The organism is Aureimonas pseudogalii (assembly GCF_014196835.1).
Lineage (GTDB): Bacteria > Pseudomonadota > Alphaproteobacteria > Rhizobiales > Rhizobiaceae > Aureimonas > Aureimonas pseudogalii.
Window position 1 is genome coordinate 148,413 of record NZ_JACIEK010000011.1, and the last position, 14,779, is coordinate 163,191.

17 protein-coding genes and 1 pseudogene are annotated in these 14,779 nt (G+C 68.4%); 9 read left to right on the forward strand and 9 right to left on the reverse strand.

All coding sequences use genetic code 11. The annotated features are described in order from the left end of the window. Positions 1-75 precede the first annotated feature (75 nt). The 4 genes from GGR04_RS17645 to GGR04_RS17660 all read left to right on the forward strand — a co-directional run bounded on the left by GGR04_RS17645 (position 76) and on the right by GGR04_RS17660 (position 1,519). Positions 76-567 (forward strand): hypothetical protein, encoded by a 492-nt coding sequence (locus tag GGR04_RS17645; protein WP_183201236.1) that lies wholly within the window; start codon positions 76-78, stop codon positions 565-567. Further along, positions 564-875, forward strand: coding sequence for a hypothetical protein (locus GGR04_RS17650; RefSeq protein WP_156419313.1), 312 nt, complete (start codon positions 564-566; stop codon positions 873-875). Before GGR04_RS17645 ends, GGR04_RS17650 begins: the two co-directional genes overlap by 4 nt. A 61-nt stretch (positions 876-936) precedes the next feature. Continuing rightward, positions 937-1,188, forward strand: a complete 252-nt coding sequence (locus tag GGR04_RS17655; RefSeq protein ID WP_183201237.1) for a hypothetical protein — start codon at positions 937-939, stop codon at positions 1,186-1,188. A 175-nt stretch (positions 1,189-1,363) separates the two neighbouring features. After that, complete coding sequence (locus tag GGR04_RS17660; RefSeq protein ID WP_156419312.1) at positions 1,364-1,519, forward strand: hypothetical protein; 156 nt, start codon at positions 1,364-1,366, stop codon at positions 1,517-1,519. 37 nt (positions 1,520-1,556) lie between these two features. Here the strand turns inward: GGR04_RS17660 and GGR04_RS17665 are convergent, their stop codons facing one another. Then, positions 1,557-3,665, reverse strand: coding sequence for a DotA/TraY family protein (locus tag GGR04_RS17665; protein ID WP_062205621.1), 2,109 nt, complete (start codon positions 3,663-3,665; stop codon positions 1,557-1,559). Continuing rightward, entirely contained in the window at positions 3,662-3,925 is a 264-nt protein-coding gene (locus tag GGR04_RS17670) for a hypothetical protein (protein ID WP_062205618.1), read from the reverse strand. Before GGR04_RS17670 ends, GGR04_RS17665 begins: the two co-directional genes overlap by 4 nt. A 302-nt stretch (positions 3,926-4,227) precedes the next feature. Here GGR04_RS17670 and GGR04_RS17675 point away from each other — a divergent pair, with 302 nt between their 5' ends. Genes GGR04_RS17675 through GGR04_RS17685 form a run of 3 tightly spaced genes read left to right on the forward strand, consistent with a single transcriptional unit; the run spans position 4,228 to position 6,814 of the window. Beyond that, a complete protein-coding gene (locus GGR04_RS17675) occupies positions 4,228-4,521 on the forward strand; it encodes a hypothetical protein (protein ID WP_062205615.1) in 294 nt (97 codons plus the stop codon). Between the two features lie 32 nt (positions 4,522-4,553). Next, positions 4,554-6,347: a MobA/MobL family protein gene (locus tag GGR04_RS17680; protein WP_062205612.1), complete on the forward strand. Its 1,794-nt coding sequence runs from the start codon at positions 4,554-4,556 to the stop codon at positions 6,345-6,347. Beyond that, positions 6,344-6,814 (forward strand): hypothetical protein, encoded by a 471-nt coding sequence (locus GGR04_RS17685; RefSeq protein WP_062205607.1) that lies wholly within the window; start codon positions 6,344-6,346, stop codon positions 6,812-6,814. Before GGR04_RS17680 ends, GGR04_RS17685 begins: the two co-directional genes overlap by 4 nt. A gap of 378 nt (positions 6,815-7,192) precedes the next feature. Here GGR04_RS17685 and GGR04_RS17690 read toward each other — a convergent pair whose 3' ends face one another. From GGR04_RS17690 to GGR04_RS17715, 6 genes are read right to left on the reverse strand one after another with little or no spacing between them, the layout of a single operon-like run. Next, on the reverse strand, positions 7,193-8,389 hold the full coding sequence (locus GGR04_RS17690) for an MFS transporter (protein ID WP_082652377.1): 1,197 nt from the start codon (positions 8,387-8,389) through the stop codon (positions 7,193-7,195). Then, positions 8,362-9,666, reverse strand: coding sequence for an arsenic transporter (locus GGR04_RS17695; protein ID WP_183201238.1), 1,305 nt, complete (start codon positions 9,664-9,666; stop codon positions 8,362-8,364). Before GGR04_RS17695 ends, GGR04_RS17690 begins: the two co-directional genes overlap by 28 nt. 22 nt (positions 9,667-9,688) lie before the next feature. Next, positions 9,689-10,414, reverse strand: coding sequence for an arsenical resistance protein ArsH (arsH, locus tag GGR04_RS17700; protein WP_062205603.1), 726 nt, complete (start codon positions 10,412-10,414; stop codon positions 9,689-9,691). After that, positions 10,411-10,824, reverse strand: a complete 414-nt coding sequence (gene arsC, locus GGR04_RS17705; RefSeq protein ID WP_062205677.1) for an arsenate reductase (glutaredoxin) — start codon at positions 10,822-10,824, stop codon at positions 10,411-10,413. Before arsC ends, arsH begins: the two co-directional genes overlap by 4 nt. A gap of 7 nt (positions 10,825-10,831) precedes the next feature. Then, positions 10,832-11,362 (reverse strand): arsenate reductase ArsC, encoded by a 531-nt coding sequence (locus GGR04_RS17710; RefSeq protein ID WP_062205601.1) that lies wholly within the window; start codon positions 11,360-11,362, stop codon positions 10,832-10,834. Further along, entirely contained in the window at positions 11,359-11,706 is a 348-nt protein-coding gene (locus tag GGR04_RS17715) for an ArsR/SmtB family transcription factor (protein ID WP_062205596.1), read from the reverse strand. The genes GGR04_RS17710 and GGR04_RS17715 overlap by 4 nt, the downstream gene beginning before the upstream one ends. Positions 11,707-11,795: 89 nt before the next feature. Here GGR04_RS17715 and GGR04_RS17720 point away from each other — a divergent pair. Next, positions 11,796-12,698, forward strand: a pseudogene (locus tag GGR04_RS17720) (YifB family Mg chelatase-like AAA ATPase); the annotation flags it as partial. Between the two features lie 345 nt (positions 12,699-13,043). Continuing rightward, on the forward strand, positions 13,044-13,394 hold the full coding sequence (locus GGR04_RS17725; RefSeq protein WP_183201239.1) for a hypothetical protein: 351 nt from the start codon (positions 13,044-13,046) through the stop codon (positions 13,392-13,394). A 353-nt stretch (positions 13,395-13,747) separates the two neighbouring features. On the opposite strand, the gene GGR04_RS17730 is transcribed toward GGR04_RS17725, so the two are convergent. After that, the gene (locus GGR04_RS17730) at positions 13,748-14,761 is read right to left on the reverse strand and encodes a glycerophosphodiester phosphodiesterase family protein (RefSeq protein WP_246393275.1); all 1,014 of its coding nucleotides are present in this window, start codon (positions 14,759-14,761) and stop codon (positions 13,748-13,750) included. Positions 14,762-14,779 lie beyond the last annotated feature (18 nt).

A 14,779-nucleotide genomic window follows, 5' to 3' on the forward strand; every position in this document is an offset into this window, starting at 1 on the left:
GCCCGCCGCCCTCCACCAAGCCGCCGCCAACCCGCGCGGCGCCTTGGTGGGGAGCGGTATCCCCCGGAGAGACCCATGGACATCGATGAAATGACAACGCGCCCGCGCGATGACGAGGGCGTGCCTGGCGACGCTTTGGACCTCGCCACCGTAGGCCAGAAGTCCGGTACGGCCGCGGCCCCGATGCGACCCGCCATGCCCCCCTTCGACCACTCCCGATACGAGATTCGGGAGGCCACGCTGGGCGGCATGACCATCCAGGTCTACCAGCGCCCCGCCCGCTTTGACGGGCGGCTACAATGGTGGTCCGAGGTGTACTGGAGAGGGCACCGTCTCTGGATCGACATCGACGGCCCGGAGATGACGAGGGAGGCTGTGGAGACCGCTGCTCGCGAGCGTGCCGACAGTCTCCGCGAGGTCGTTTACGCGGTCTCCGAGGTAGTGACGAAGGAGGTCTTTTCGGCCTACTTGGCGGCCAAGACGAGCCTCGAGATCGCTCGTTTTGACCGCAATGCCGATCCGACCTGGACTGCGCTGCCCGACGAGATCGCGGAGCCGCGCGCATGAGACTCCCCGCCAGCCTCCGTGCAATCGAGGCAGGCAAACGCTTGCCCGTCATCTGGGATGTGAACCTCCCCGGGAAGACCGACCGCCACGCCGTCGTCGGTGCCGCCTGGGCCGAGATCGAGGTCGGCGGATTCGTCGTCGCGGCCGAGATCGAGCCGTCGCGCACCTCGTCAGGCTACGAGTGGACCATCGTCGGCGTGTCGGACGACATCCTGCTCCACGGCATCGCCGCGACCTTGGACGACGCCCAGGCATGCGCTGCGGTTGCCGCGGTTGCCGTCCTGGCCGACATCGCCGCCACTTCCTGACCTAGACGCCGTCGCCGACCGCCCGCACGCTGGTCTCCTGACTCACGGGAGACCCCTCATGTTGCCGACGACCGTCCTCCTCGCCCTCCGCCGCCGAACGGCGTTGCGCCGCCTCCTCAGCCTCGCCGGGTATCTCGGCGGGGTTGCCGCCATTGTCTACGGCGTCCTGCTCTTCAATGCCGGGGCTGCCTTGAGCGACGACACGCTCGCGTCTGGCTACTGGCTGACCGGCGCTATCATCGCAATGTTCGGGACCCATGAGGTCCGCCAAGCGATCCGAACCGCCCGCAAGCCCGATCCGATCGAATCTTGACCTTCCTGGACGCCGTTCCTCCACACCTCTACGGCATACCTGTCTGGGGGCGCTCATGCCCAAGCGCGTGGCGTCGCCTGCTGCGCAGGCGAGGCAGCTACCCTCGGCCAAGATGCCGCGTCGAGAGGTCGGAACGGCCGCAGGGGCGGCCAAGAGAACGACAGGAGATCAGGCGATGCGGTACGACTTCTCGATGGTGGCAGGCATCCGTAATCCGCTTCTCCGTGCGCTCGCCGCAATGCTGATCGTCGCCAGTCCGGTCCTTGTTGCCTTCGCCGCCCTCGGCGGCTTTGCACTCCTGTGGAGCCTGTCGGTCATCCACGGTATCTGACGAACAAGGGGACCCGATCGGGTCCCCTTCGCATTCGTTACGCCGCCGACGCGTCAGGCTTCTTGGCGTTGCCCGTGGCCCGCAGCGGGGTTCCGGCCTTTGCCCCTGCCTTGTCGTCGCCAGGCTTGTCTTTCCCCTTGCCCCCGGCCCCTCCCATTTTCGGGAGGTGGCGGTGCCCGCCGACCACCCCGCCGATGACGGTGGACCCGGCTTCGCCCTCGCCCCAAGACGGGACGGAGAACCCAAGGAACTGCCCGACGCGCTCGGGTGCCGTCAGGATCATGCGGTAGCTCCAGAGCACCAGGTGCCATTGGACGTAGACCATGACCCCGACCGACACGACCACGCCCGTCGCGCCGAGGGTGAACCCGACCTGACCCGCATTGAAAGCCAAGTTGTAGCTCGACAGGAACACGTTCAGGAGCGTGACCGTCATCATGTGCGCGGCGACGAAGCCCGCGACCGTCACGACGGGGCGGAGCATCACCGAGATCAGCAGAGAGGCGTAGCCCTGAAGCTGGGCCTTGCCGACGAAGTCCGGCTCGTCGATCCGAACATGCGCAAAGGCCCAGGCAACGACGGCGATGGCTGCGACGAGCACCTCGAGCGCCCATGCCGAGAACGCGAAGAACATGAACAAGAACGGCACCAGCGGCAGCACGTAGACCATGATGGCGCCGCCGAGCCACGCCAGCCCGATCAGGGTCCATCCGGGGACCATGACGAAGTCGAGCAGCCCTTGCCCGGCACCGAGCGCAAAGGCGCTGCCGCCGTAGGCCGCGAGCGCCGTCGCGAACGCAACCTGGCCTCCGACCATCAGCCGGTTGCCAAGCGTCATAAGATCGCCCACGGGATCGGGCCTGAACCCCTCGTACCCCGTGAGGAAGTCGGCAACCGGCGTCGTGACCGAGCCGAGCAGCGTCGCAAAGACGTTCCCGGCACCCGCCGCCTCGCCCGTCAATGCCTCGCCGGAAGCCAGCGTCGTCGCGACGGATTCACGACGGAGCTGGGAGTCGATCAGGGCGAGTGCCGTTCCCACGGGACCCGCCAAGCCCTCCCACGACGCGGGATCGGGAGCCGTCCGGACCGGACGTTCCGCCACGGCCTCCGACGCGGCGAGGGACGAGTGCGCGAGCACCCGGTAGTAGCTCCCCAGCGCGAGGAATCCGCGCTCGCTGACGTCGCGCACGACCTCCTCGCGCAGGCCCGTGTCGTCACCGGTCGACAGAGAGGCGGCGATCTCGGAGAGGCCCCGATCGTACCGATTCCCGGCTTCGCGCAGCGCGGACTCGACCTGCGCACGGAGCAGGCCGCGGGATTGGTAGACGGTCTCGATGTCCGGCCCTGTCAGATGCGCCCCGGCATCCGAAGCAGTCTTGACCGCATCCGCCAGCTTCTCGGCGAAGGGCATGGCCCGGACAGCGCCGATGACCGTGGCGACGGCCTGTCGCCTCGCTTCCCCGAACTCACCCTTCGCGAACCCCTCAGCCGTCGTCAGGGTCAAGCTGCCGCAGGCCGGACCCCATGACCAGGCATAGCCGGCCGTCCGCTCGGGTTGGTCCTCGCCCCATGGCCACCAGGACTCCTCCGCAGGCGAGACGATCGGCGAGCCGCCGGGATCGGGCAGGCGCGCCGCACCTTCTCCCTCGATCACGCGCCACTCTCGCGCCGTCGCGTAGGTTCGCGCGCAGACCTCCGACTCGGCAACGGCGAGGACGAGGTCCCGGCCGGACGCGGAGACCGGCGAAAGGGGATGCCCGTCCTTCAAGGTGAACCCGACCGCGGCCGAGGCGCCCGCGTTCGCGATCTGGATGCCGGGTGCCACGACGAAGTCCCGGAGGACGTAGTGGACGGCCGACAGGCTGCCGAGCGGGATCAGCATCCCGAACCCGAGAACCACCCGAAGCATCGCGAAGACGCTGGACGACTTCTCGGGCACGGGTTCGCCAGTCCGCGCCGCCTGCACGATCAGGGACAGGATGGCGTAGGCGAGGTACGCCGTCGCGATCAGCACAAGCGAAGACGACAGGGAGCGCATGACCACCGCGAACGCGGTGTCGTCCCCGTCGAGCGGCAGCAGCGTGGTTGCCACCTTCCATGCGACGTCCGTATCGCTCGGGGTGGCGAGGAGGTCGGCGAAGGTCACGACCGGCTCTCCTCGAGTTCGGGGAGCAGGGCCAGGTCGGCGAACAGCGCGGCGTCGCGAGGCATCATCCGACCGACCAGCGACGGCAGCACGTCGTCCGAGATCGCCCCGTCCCGGACGGCCGATAGGAGAGCCGCGCCGGCTACGACTTTGCGCCTCGTATCGTCCCGCCGCTCGGCATCCCGTAGCGTTGTCGTCGCCGCCGCGAGGCTCGCTTCCAGCCGCGCCCGCTTCTGTTTGAGCTTCGTCAGGTCCACCATCGTTCCGTCCCCTCATCACGCCGGTCGACCAACGCCGCCGGCGGAATCCCATCGCGCGGAGCGGCGAGTCCTTCCGCGTCGAATGAGCCGCCGACCAGTTTTTCAAGGTTTCGCGCGGCCCGGAGGTGCCCAACGTGGAGCGCCTGACAACGATGGTGAGTGCGGAGGTTGCGTCGAGCAAATCGGCGCCAGACCCTCGTGAGAGGGGAAACCGAAATCCTGGAAGGCGCGGTTATGCGATCTCGTTGAGATCGCCGCGGCCTGCGGCGCTGGCCTCCCCGTCGTCGCCGAGGAGAGACCGCATGCCGACCGTCCTTCGTCAGATCGCCGAGGCCTCGCGTGCAGCCTGGGACCACGCCTCGGCTATCCTCCTCGCCGCGCGGCTGGAGGGCGTGTCCCGTGCCGATCATGACGCGATCGCCGATTTCGCCGACGAGCAGCGCGACCGTTGGATACGCGCTGACGATCGCGCCCGACGCGAGGATGACCGGCTTCGCGCGCTCGAGAACGAGCCAAGCTACTTCGGTGCCACCGGCGGAAGCTGGTGGAGTGACGACGGCCGGGACCCGTTCGCCGAGCCGGACGACCTCGCGTGACTTCGCTCCCGGCTCACGAGGCGCTGTTCCACATGAGCGCGAAGATCGTTCAGCGAAGCCGCGGGAAGAGCGCCGTCGCCGCCGCCGCATACCGCGCCGGGGCGCGTCTGACCGATGCCCGGACGGGCAGCACCTGGGACTACTCGCGCAAGCGCCACGTACTGGATTCCTTCATGACGGGTCCGGCCGACGCGCCCGCCTGGGCGCTGGACCGCGAGACGCTTTGGAGCCGCGTGGAACTGGCCGAGGTCCGCAAGAACTCGCAGACCGCACGCGAGATCGAAATCTCGATCCCCCGGGACCTCCAGCCCGCCGCGTGGCGGGCCTTCTTGGCAGACGTAGCGCGCCCCTACGTCGAGGCCGGAGCCGTGGTCGATACGTGCATCCACGTCCCGCCCGCCGGCGACAACGGGATCAACGCGCATGCCCATCTCCTGATGACCTGCCGCCGGCTCGACCCTGCCAGCCCGACCGGATTCGCCAAGACTCGGAACGATGCCCTTGCCGCGATCTTCGAGAGCGGCGGGCGTCGCGGCGGCACTCGAGGCGATGCTCTCATGGCCGAGCGCGAGCGCGTCGCCGTCGTGGTGAACTCCTACCTCCGCGCCGCCGGCTCGCGACGCCGCGCCGATCATCGCTCCTACCAGGCGCGCGGCGACCCCCGTGCACCTGAGCCGAAGATGGGCGAGCAGCGCGTCGCGGCCGTCCGGAGACGACGGAAACACGATCGCCGATCAGCAGTCGTGACCGGCCTTCGCGAAACCCGAAAACTCGAAAACGAACTCATCGAAACGGAGAAACAAATGGCCTTGTCAGCACGCGGATTCGCCCGCGCCCCCGACCGCAAGAAGGCACTGCACCAGCAGGACTACAAGCTCGGACTCCTCAAGGATCGCTTCCCCGACGCAGTTCTCCCGCCCGGCACCGCCGACTCCCTGTACCTCGTCGATGCCAAGGACCCGCGGAAGGTCCGCGTCCTCCTTCGCGACGGCGGCTGGGTCGAGAGCGACGACGAGTCCGGCACCGTTTCCCTTTGGGGGCCGCGCAGCGCGCCCGCCACCGCCCTCGCGAACGCGATCGCCGAGTCCACCGGCTACGGCGTCGACCGCGTCGAGCGCACCGCCTCCGCCGGGAGGCCCGGCAAAACCCGCCGGAAATCAGCAGTTTCCGAGGACGAGTCGATCTCGATCGCGGACAAATGGCGCCGCCGCGGCTTCGCGGACGTGACGGAAAGTCCCGCCGGGGTCCGCGTCGGGGTTGGCGGCCGTTCCAACCTCCTCGATTCCGGTGATCACGTAGACCTCTTCGGCCCGGTTTCGGACGAGTCCTTGCGCGCCCTCGCGTCCAAAGCGGCCGAGGACTGGGGCGGCAGCCTGACGCTCGACGGCCCATGGCCTGAAGAAGCAACCGGCCGGCTCTGGCTGGAATGCCAGCGCCAGGGCATCGACCTCGTCGGCTACGAGCCGTCACCCGCCGTCGCGGCAGCATGGGCGGCAGAGAGCGGTTCCATTGCCGACACGGCAACGAAACTTCGCGCCGTGCGGTCGGAGACCCGGGAAGCCGACTTGCTCCTGTCGGCGGCATCGGGCGACGTCGCCGCGCTTCGCCGCCTCGATCCCGATCTCCGAGCGTTCGTACAGGGCCACATGGACGACGATCAGCGGTCGGAACTCGCTCGCGCCGACCGCGAGGAGGTCACGGCCTCCCTCCCGGCCTTCCGGAAGCTGGGCCGCGCCGAACTCGATCGCGATCCGAACGCGGCAACCGTCGTTGCGCAGCCCGAGCCGAAGGCCCCGTCCGACGAGTACGAGCGGCGCCCGACGTGACCGCCGTCGCCGCCATTCTCGAATCCCGCCGGGACGCGAACGCGCTCCGGCGGTACATCCGCGAGCGCGCCGCCGGCAGGGGCGCGACCGAGTGGGTCGTCTATGATGGCTCCTTGGGCGCGTGGCTTGCCGCCGACGAAGTGACGGCCACGACGTCCGGCCGCGCGTGGCGCCGCGTCCGCAGGCCGTCCGAGCCATGGTGCTCTGTCCTTGGTCGCGACCTCAGCATCGCGGCCGACGACGAACTTCAGGCGACATTCGCGACGATCGAGCCGGACGACCTCAGCGCGTGGCGATGCCTGCACATCGCCGCCGACCGCTCCCCGTCCGGATGCCTGGCCGAATGGCGGGCACGCGGCCGGCGCCTCCTCGCCGCCGTGTCGAGCGAACCCGTCGAGGCGGGCGGAACCTTGGCCGGGCGGTTCGCCGCGAGAGGGACGGGCAAGCGGAGCCTCGCGGCCGTCTGACGCGGCGGGCGTGCGTGCCACGTCGCAAGGATTCGTCGGGGTAGGAAAGTGCCACCCCGTCCGCTCGATGCGACGAGATGGCTCGCAGGAAGGCCGTTTTAAGCGCTTCGACCCCTTGGGTGGGCTTGGACACCACCCGAACCGTCTTCGCCGCTCCTGTCGAACGCCGACACGTAGGAGGAGGCCCGCAAGGACGGAATACCCCTGCCGGGGCCATGGAGTGCGGCGTCGGGGGTGGTCGGTCCCGCGACCGCCTTCGGCTGTCGCTCCTGCGGCTACCCCGGGGACCGCTCGCCGCACGCGAGACTCCCGCGCCGTCCGCCGAGGGGCGGTCGCCATGCTCGGCGCTCCGGTACTCTGACTCTCAGTTGGCATCCTTCAGCGTGACGGCATCCGCGATGCGGCGATCGTCAGCGAGGCCACGAGGACGACGCCGACGCATGCGAGGACTGCCAGGAGACCTAGGGTCGCCGACGGACCCGCGTAGGAGATCATGGCGGCGCCGGCCGTCGGCGCGATCGCCTGCGCCATCTGCGCCGGCCGTGCGAGCCGTCCCATCATCGTCGGGTACGCCTCCGGACCGAACAGCGCCAAAGGCACGGTACCGCGGGCGATCGAGAGGATGCCGTTCCCGGCGCCGTAGAGGACGACGGCCACCGCTACGGCCGATGTCTCGAATGCGAGGAGGCACAATCCGACGGCGATGAGGACGACAGCCGCACGCAGCGTCCAAAGTGGGTGGTGCCGCTCGCGACCGGCCATCTCCAAAAGACGCGCTCCGACCTGCGCCGGCCCGACCATCGCGCCGAGCGTGACGGCCGCCGCCAACGTCTCGCCGCGCGCTTGCAGGAGCGTCAGGAGATGGACCGAGACGAGGCCCATGATCGCGCCCGAGACGACGAGCAGCGCGGCCAGCACGAGGAACGTGCGATCCCCGGTCGGGACACCAAGTCCATCGCTGCCAGGTCCGCTCCTCGTGACCGTCGATGGCGGCACCCGCGGGATGAACCGCAATGCCAGCGGCAGGGACACGAGGAGATGGAGGGCGGCATAGACCAAGCATGTCGCCCGCCATCCGAGATGGTCGACGAGGAGCGCCGACAAGGGCCAGCAGACCGTGCTGGCGAACCCGCCCCAGAGAGTCAGGGTGGTGATGGCGGAACGGGCGTCGGAACCGTAGAGGCGGCCGAGCGTCGCGAAGGCCGGATCGTAGAGGCCCATGCCCATGCCAAGCCCCATCGCCAGCCAGCCCGCGAGGAACGTCGGCAGGTTCGCGGCCGACCCGAGGACGGCGAGGCCGGACGCGAGTAGCACCGCCCCGCTCGCGAGGACCGCCCGCCCGCCGGCCCGCCCGATCGTCGCGCCGATCCACGGCGAGGCTGCCGCGGATACGAGCAGGCCGACCGTCAGACCCCCGATGATCCACGGCAAGGGCCATCCGGTGTCCGTGGCGATCGGGAGGGCGAGGACGGCCGGCAGGTAGTACGAGGACCCCCACGCGAGGATCTCGAAGACGCCGAGTGCCGGGATGACCTGCCACCGCGGTCTCACGACACGACCGGAAGCCAGACCCATAGCGCCACGAGCGCCGCGAGCAGGACCGGCGGCGTCAACACGAGGCCGACCTTCATGTACTGGCCCCATGTGATCGTCTGCCCCTTGCCCGCGAGGACGTGGAGCCAGAGCAGCGTCGCGAGCGAGCCGATCGGCGTGAACTTCGGTCCGAGGTCGTTGCCAACGACGTTGGCGTAGACCATGAGCTCGCGGGTCAACGGGTCGAGCGTGGCGCGGTCGATGGCAAGCGCCCCGACGAGGGTGGCTGGCATGTTGTTCATGACGGAGGCGAGCGCCGCCACGACAAAGCCTGTGCCGATCGTGGCGACGAAGGTGCCCTGCTGGCCGAGCCAGACGAGGACCCCGGCGGCGATGTCGGTCAGCCCGGCGTTCCCGAGGCCATAGACCACGAGATACATGCCGATCGAGAAGAGCACGATCTGCCACGGTGCCTCGCGCAGCACCTTGGCGGGCGGCACGACGGCACCATGACCGCCCGCGAACCATCGCCCGGCGACCGCCATCAGGATGACGGCAGCCGCGCCGGTCACGAACGAGATCGGCACGCCGAGCGGTCCGGTGACGAAGTAGGCGACGAGCAGGAGGCCAAGCAGCGGGAAGGCGGCGCGGAACACCTGGCGGTCCTTGATGGCGTGTCCCGGGTCCTCCAGCGCTGACGTGTCGTAGCGCTCGGGAATGTCCCGTCGGAAGTAGGTCCAGAGGACGAGCAGGGTCGCCCCGAGCGACACGAGGTTCACCGGGACCATGACCGCGGCGTAGCGTCCGAAGGAAACGTCGAAGAAGTTCGCCGTCACGATGTTCACGAGGTTCGACACGACGAGGGGAAGCGACATCGCGTCGGCAACGAAGCCGCAGGCGACGACGAAGGCGAGCGCCCCGGCCGGAGGGAAGTTCAGGCGCAGGAGGATCGCGAGGACGATCGGTGTTAGGAGCAACGCGGCGCCGTCGTTCGCGAAGACCGCAGCGATGGCCGCGCCAAGGACCACGACGAGGGGGAACAGCCGTCGCCCGTCGCCGCCGCCCCACCGTGCGACGTGAAGAGCGGCCCAGGCGAAGAACCCGGCCTCGTCGAGGATCAGCGAGATGACGATCAGCGCGACGAAGGTGAATGTCGCGTCCCAGACGATGTCCCAGACCGTGGCGATGTCCGCCCAGTCGACGACGCCGGTCGCGAGCGCGACGACGGCGCCGCCGAGCGCCGACCAGCCGATGCCAAGTCCGCGCGGCTGCCAGATGACGAGGACGAGGGTGGCGACGAAGATCGCGAGGGCGAGCATGGGATGTCCGGATGCGGGAGGGTCAGATGGCGCGCAGGTTGACGCGCTTCGAAAGCTCCTCGGCGCTCTCGACGCGTTCGGAGTAGCGGTCCGTCAGATAGGACGACCGGCCGCGTACGAGGTGGGTGAACTTCGCCAGTTCCTCGCAGACGTCGACGACCCGGCCGTAGAGGGCGGAGGGCTTCATGCGCCCGGCCTCGTCGAACTCGAGGAAGGCCTTCGGGACCGACGACTGGTTCGGGATCGTCACCATGCGCATCCAGCGTCCGAGGATTCGCATCTGGTTCACGGCGTTGAACGACTGCGAGCCTCCCGACACCTCCATGACGGCGAGCGTCTTGCCCTGCGTCGGCCGAACGCTTCCGACCGCCAGCGGAATCCAATCGATCTGCGCCTTCATGATCCCGGTCATCGCCCCGTGACGCTCTGGACTGACCCAGACCATGCCCTCCGACCATTCCGCCAGGTCGCGCAGCTCCTTGACCTTCGGATGGTCCGGCTTGGCCCCGTCGGGTAGCGGCAGTCCCCGCGGGTCGAAGGTGCGCACCTCGCAGCCGAACCAGCGAAGCAGGCGCCCGGCCTCCTCGGACAGGAGCCGGGAGAAGGACCGTTCCCGGATCGAGCCGTAGAGGACGAGGATGCGCGGCGGATGCGTCGGCCCGCCAGGCAGGCCGAGCGCCTCGACGTCGATCGGGAGAAGCGCGGACGGATCGACGCTCGGCAGGTCGGTGGAGACGGGATCGGTCATTCGGACGCGCCCGGCGCCGCGACCGTCTCGCCGTCCTCCTTGGTGAAGGTGTGGACTGGACGATCGAGGAGCGGGAGCACAGCCTCGGACGGGCGACAGAGCCTCACGCCCTTCTCCGTCACGACGATCGGCCGATTGATGAGGATCGGGTGCGCCATCATCGCGTCGAGCAGTTCCTCGTCCGAGAGGGCTGGATCGCCCAGCCCGAGTTCGGCATAGGGCGTGCCCTTCTCCCGCAGGAGTTCGCGGGGCCTCATGCCCATCGCGTCGAGAAGTTCGGCCAAGGTCTCCCGGCTCGGCGGGGTCTTCAGGTACTCGATGACCACAGGCTCCTCGCCGGACTGGCGGATCATCTCCAGCGTGTTGCGCGACGTCCCGCAGGCGGGGTTGTGGTAGATCGTGACGGGCATGGACACCTCAGGCGACATCGGGACGCGGGAAGGACGCGCCTTCGAGCTGGCCGATCTCGCGCACCTTGGCCGTCAGGCTCGACCTCTCCAGGGAGACGAGCGGCAGCGCGGTAAAGGCGGAGACCCGGTTTTTCATGAAGCGGAACGCCTGGGTGAAGGCGGCGCGCTTCCAGATGTCGCCGCGCGTCTCGTGGCTCGGGTCCTCGATGCCCCAGTGCCCGGTGACGGGTTGGCCCGGCCAGACCGGGCAGGATTCGCCCGCGGCTTGGTCGCAGACAGTGAAGACGAAGTCCATGACGGGAGCGCCGGGCACGGCGTACTCGTCCCACGACTTCGACCGCATGCCGTCGGTCGGGTAGCCGAGTTCCTGAAGAACCTCCAGCGCCATCGGGTTGACCTCGCCTTTCGGCTGGCTTCCTGCGGAAAAGGCGTTGAACATCCCGCCGCCATCCTTGCGCAGGATGCTCTCGGCGAGGATCGAGCGGGCGGAGTTGCCCGTGCAGAGGAAGAGGACGTTGAAGGGACGGGCGGCGCTCATGAGCAGGTCTCCGACGTGCAGGCGGGAAAGAGGTTGGCGAGGTCGCCGCAGATCTCGAGATTCCCCGAACAGCAGTCCTCGGTCAGGAAGGCGAGGAGTTGGCGCATGTCGTCGTAGCTCGCCGCGTAGAGGATGCGGCGCCCGTCGCGCCATGACCGCAGGAGCTTCGCGCGCTCCAGCGTCGCGAGGTGGAAGCTCATCCGCGTCGGCGGGATGGAAAGGGCATCGGCGATCTCGCCCGACGGCATGCCGTTCGGACCCGCGCGGACCAGCATCCGGAACGCCGCAAGACGGTCGGCATGGGCAAGGGCGGCGAGTGCAGAAACGGCTGAGTCATCGTTCATGCCTGCGACTATGCAAGCATCCTTGTAGTATTCAAGTGCGTTTCGGCAGACCTGGCAAAACTCCGCAGAAGCGCGCTTGTTTTATGTATCATACAATGCTGATGAGCGGGCCGCCGGGATCGGGCAAGTCGATGCTGGCGGCGCGCCTGCCCTCGATCCTGCCGGCTCTCTCGCCGCGCGAGCTGCTCGAGGTCTCGATGATCGCCTCGATCGCGGGCGAGCTCTCCGACGGCCGCCTGTCGGACCGCCGGCCGTTTCGCGCGCCGCATCATTCCGCCTCGATGGCGGCGATGGTGGGCGGCGGTCATAAGGCGCGGCCGGGCGAGGTCTCGCTCGCCCATCGCGGCATCCTCTTCCTCGACGAGTTTCCCGAATTCGCGCCGGCCGTCCTCGATTCGCTGCGCCAGCCGCTGGAGGGGGGCGAATGCGTCATCGCGCGCGCCAACCACCGCGTCACCTATCCCGCGCGGTTCCAGCTCGTCGCGGCCATGAACCCCTGCCGCTGTGGCATGGCGGGCGAGCCCGGCCACGTCTGCGCGCGGGGGGCACGCTGCGTCTCCGACTACCAGGCCCGCATCTCCGGCCCGCTGATGGACCGCATCGACCTGCGCGTCGAGGTGCCCGCCGTCACCGCCTTCGACCTGATGCAGCCCGCGCCGGCCGAGACTTCGGCGACGGTGCGCGCCCGCGTCACGGCCGCGCGCGAGCGCCAGAGCCGGCGCTTCGCCGCGCTCGACCTTCCCCCCGACACGCTGAACGCGCAGATGCCGGCCGCCCTCGTCGAGACCGTGGCCGCGCTCGATGCCGCCGGCGCGCGGCTCTTGCGCGAGGCCGCCGAGCAGATGAAGTTCTCGGCACGCGCCTATCACCGCATCCTCAAGGTGGCCCGCACCCTCGCCGATCTCGCTGGCGCAGACGAAGTCGGCCGCCCCCACCTCGCCGAAGCCATCGCCTATCGCGCCGTCACCGAGCGTCGCCAGAACGCGGCGTGAGGGCGGGCGCCGCCCGACGATCGGTCGCGCAGCCAGCCTTCCGATGGTCTCGATTCCTTCAACGGATGCATTTCGATCGAAGACGCAGCCGGTTTGTTTCACCGACGTTTCGGGCCGCATCCGTCGCCTCGATCAACGACGACATCATCATGTCAATAATTTTAATAGTCAGTCATTTCAAAAATAAGATAATTATACTTTCAAAAACTTGAAAAGAGGATCAATTTTATCCGCAGAATCATTGAATCTTTATTCAGTCGATTATCTATCCTCGCGTCGATCGAGATATTGGATTGTCTTCAGATCATATCTCGTTGTGAAATGACTCCACGCAGGACGCGTCTCATGAAAAAATCCAGAAGCATTGCAACAGTCTTGGCGGCGACCGGCATTCTGTGTCTTGCTGGATGTGTCAGCGCGACACAATATGCGACGATGGCAGAGGCTTTGAATGGCAGCCCCGCGCTCCGGCGTGAGGCCGTCGATCAATGCGTCCGGTCCGATCGCTCGACGGCGCAGCATCAAGATTTCCTGCGCAAATTGATGAACCTCACACCGGGCAGCCCGGTGGTTCGGATCTCGTGCGAGCGAGCGGTCAAGGCGGTCGCGTCGGGCAGGCTCACCTACGCCGACTATCGAAACAAACTGCGGGGACAGACGAGCCCGAAGGTCGTCCGCGTCCTCCAGGGTCGCTGAACGGCCGGTGCGGACTTGGCGATGTCCGCACCATCCCGAAAGGACGAAGCGCTGCGGTATCGACGCCGCCCCACCTCGCGCGGCTCTGCATCGGCGGCCTGTCTCGTCGTCTGCCTGACTGCGACAGGCGGCGCGGCGATGTCGGCGGATGCGAGGCGCCCGACATGATCGACGCTTGCGCGAAAGGCATCATGCACCACCAATTGACGCGCGGACGAATGCAGCCGGCCGAACGAACGGGCGACGGCCGAGCCGATCGCATGTCAAAAGCCTTCAGGCCATCGCGCAAGGCGGCATGACCGGCGAGAGAACCGCCCCGTCGAGATCTCGCCCGGCGGTCGCTCCCGGGCGTGTCACTCCCGATAGGGAATGCGGTATCCGTGCGCGGCCAGCCATTCGATCGCGGCCTTGGGCTCGTCGGTCTGGATCAGGGTGGCGCCGTGTTCGGCCCAGAAGCCGTAGACCTCGCCGGGCAGACCGGCGCGGATCGCCATCTCGTCGCCGCGTCCGCCCGAGCGAAGGCCGTTGGTCTTGTCGTCATAGAGCGTGTTGATCCAGAGATGGACGTCGTGACGAACCGCCAGGGCGCGCGCCGGCATCGCGAAGAACAGGCCGCCATCCGGCGTCAGGGGCTGGCCCGCCTCGTGGGTGTTGCGCAGTTCCATCGCCTGGGGGCGCAGGTCCAGGGCCGCCCGCCGCATCGGCTCGAGATCGCTCGACACCGCGTCGCTGAGTTGGGGCATGAACTGGCCCTGCGGCCCCATCGCGCTCAAGACCGCGCGCGCCGCCTCGAACTGCTCGGGCTTGTCGACATAGGCCTTGGCCACGATCTGCTCGCTCATGCCGAGTTCGCGGGCCATGGCCGTCATCGCCGCCAGACTCTCGACGCCGAGCTTGCTGTCGAGATTGACCATGATCCGGCCCTTGGCCGCCTCCAGAAAGGCCCGGAGCGTCGGCACGCCCTCGCCGGTGATCGCCCCGGTTCCCTCGACGACGAGACGGCAGTCGCCGAGCTGCGCCAGGGTCTGCTGCGCGACCTCGCCCTTGCAGGTCGTGGTGCGGTCCAGCGTCTCGTCGTGAAGAATGACGAACTCGCCGTCGCGGGTGCGCTGGATGTCGGCCTCCACGATCTCGACGCCGAGATCGATCGCCCGTTGCAGCGAGGAGAGCGAGTTTTCCGCGAGACGGATCTCGCCGCCCTCCATCCAGCCGCCGCGATGGGCGGCCACCATGACGTGCCCGCGCCACGCGTTGGCGTCGCGGAAGCGTTCGACGATCGCGGCGGCGCGACCGTCTTCGGCTCGGGAGGCAGGCGCACCGAGGATCGCCAACAGGGTCGTGGCCAGGAAGAAGACGGAACGAGACAAGACGGGACACTCCGATCG

What these genes read in the sequence shown, in the direction of transcription:
- GGR04_RS17645 (WP_183201236.1), top strand. Translation starts at nt 76, where the DNA reads ATGGACATCGATGAAATGACAACGCGCCCGCGCGATGACGAGGGCGTG.
- GGR04_RS17650 (WP_156419313.1), top strand. Translation starts at nt 564, where the DNA reads ATGAGACTCCCCGCCAGCCTCCGTGCAATCGAGGCAGGCAAACGCTTG.
- GGR04_RS17660 (WP_156419312.1), top strand. Translation starts at nt 1,364, where the DNA reads ATGCGGTACGACTTCTCGATGGTGGCAGGCATCCGTAATCCGCTTCTC.
- GGR04_RS17670 (WP_062205618.1), bottom strand. Translation starts at nt 3,925, where the DNA reads ATGGTGGACCTGACGAAGCTCAAACAGAAGCGGGCGCGGCTGGAAGCG.
- GGR04_RS17675 (WP_062205615.1), top strand. Translation starts at nt 4,228, where the DNA reads ATGCCGACCGTCCTTCGTCAGATCGCCGAGGCCTCGCGTGCAGCCTGG.
- GGR04_RS17680 (WP_062205612.1), top strand. Translation starts at nt 4,554, where the DNA reads ATGAGCGCGAAGATCGTTCAGCGAAGCCGCGGGAAGAGCGCCGTCGCC.
- GGR04_RS17690 (WP_082652377.1), bottom strand. Translation starts at nt 8,389, where the DNA reads ATGGGTCTGGCTTCCGGTCGTGTCGTGAGACCGCGGTGGCAGGTCATC.
- GGR04_RS17695 (WP_183201238.1), bottom strand. Translation starts at nt 9,666, where the DNA reads ATGCTCGCCCTCGCGATCTTCGTCGCCACCCTCGTCCTCGTCATCTGG.
- arsH (WP_062205603.1), bottom strand. Translation starts at nt 10,414, where the DNA reads ATGACCGATCCCGTCTCCACCGACCTGCCGAGCGTCGATCCGTCCGCG.
- arsC (WP_062205677.1), bottom strand. Translation starts at nt 10,824, where the DNA reads ATGCCCGTCACGATCTACCACAACCCCGCCTGCGGGACGTCGCGCAAC.
- GGR04_RS17710 (WP_062205601.1), bottom strand. Translation starts at nt 11,362, where the DNA reads ATGAGCGCCGCCCGTCCCTTCAACGTCCTCTTCCTCTGCACGGGCAAC.
- GGR04_RS17715 (WP_062205596.1), bottom strand. Translation starts at nt 11,706, where the DNA reads ATGAACGATGACTCAGCCGTTTCTGCACTCGCCGCCCTTGCCCATGCC.
- GGR04_RS17725 (WP_183201239.1), top strand. Translation starts at nt 13,044, where the DNA reads ATGAAAAAATCCAGAAGCATTGCAACAGTCTTGGCGGCGACCGGCATT.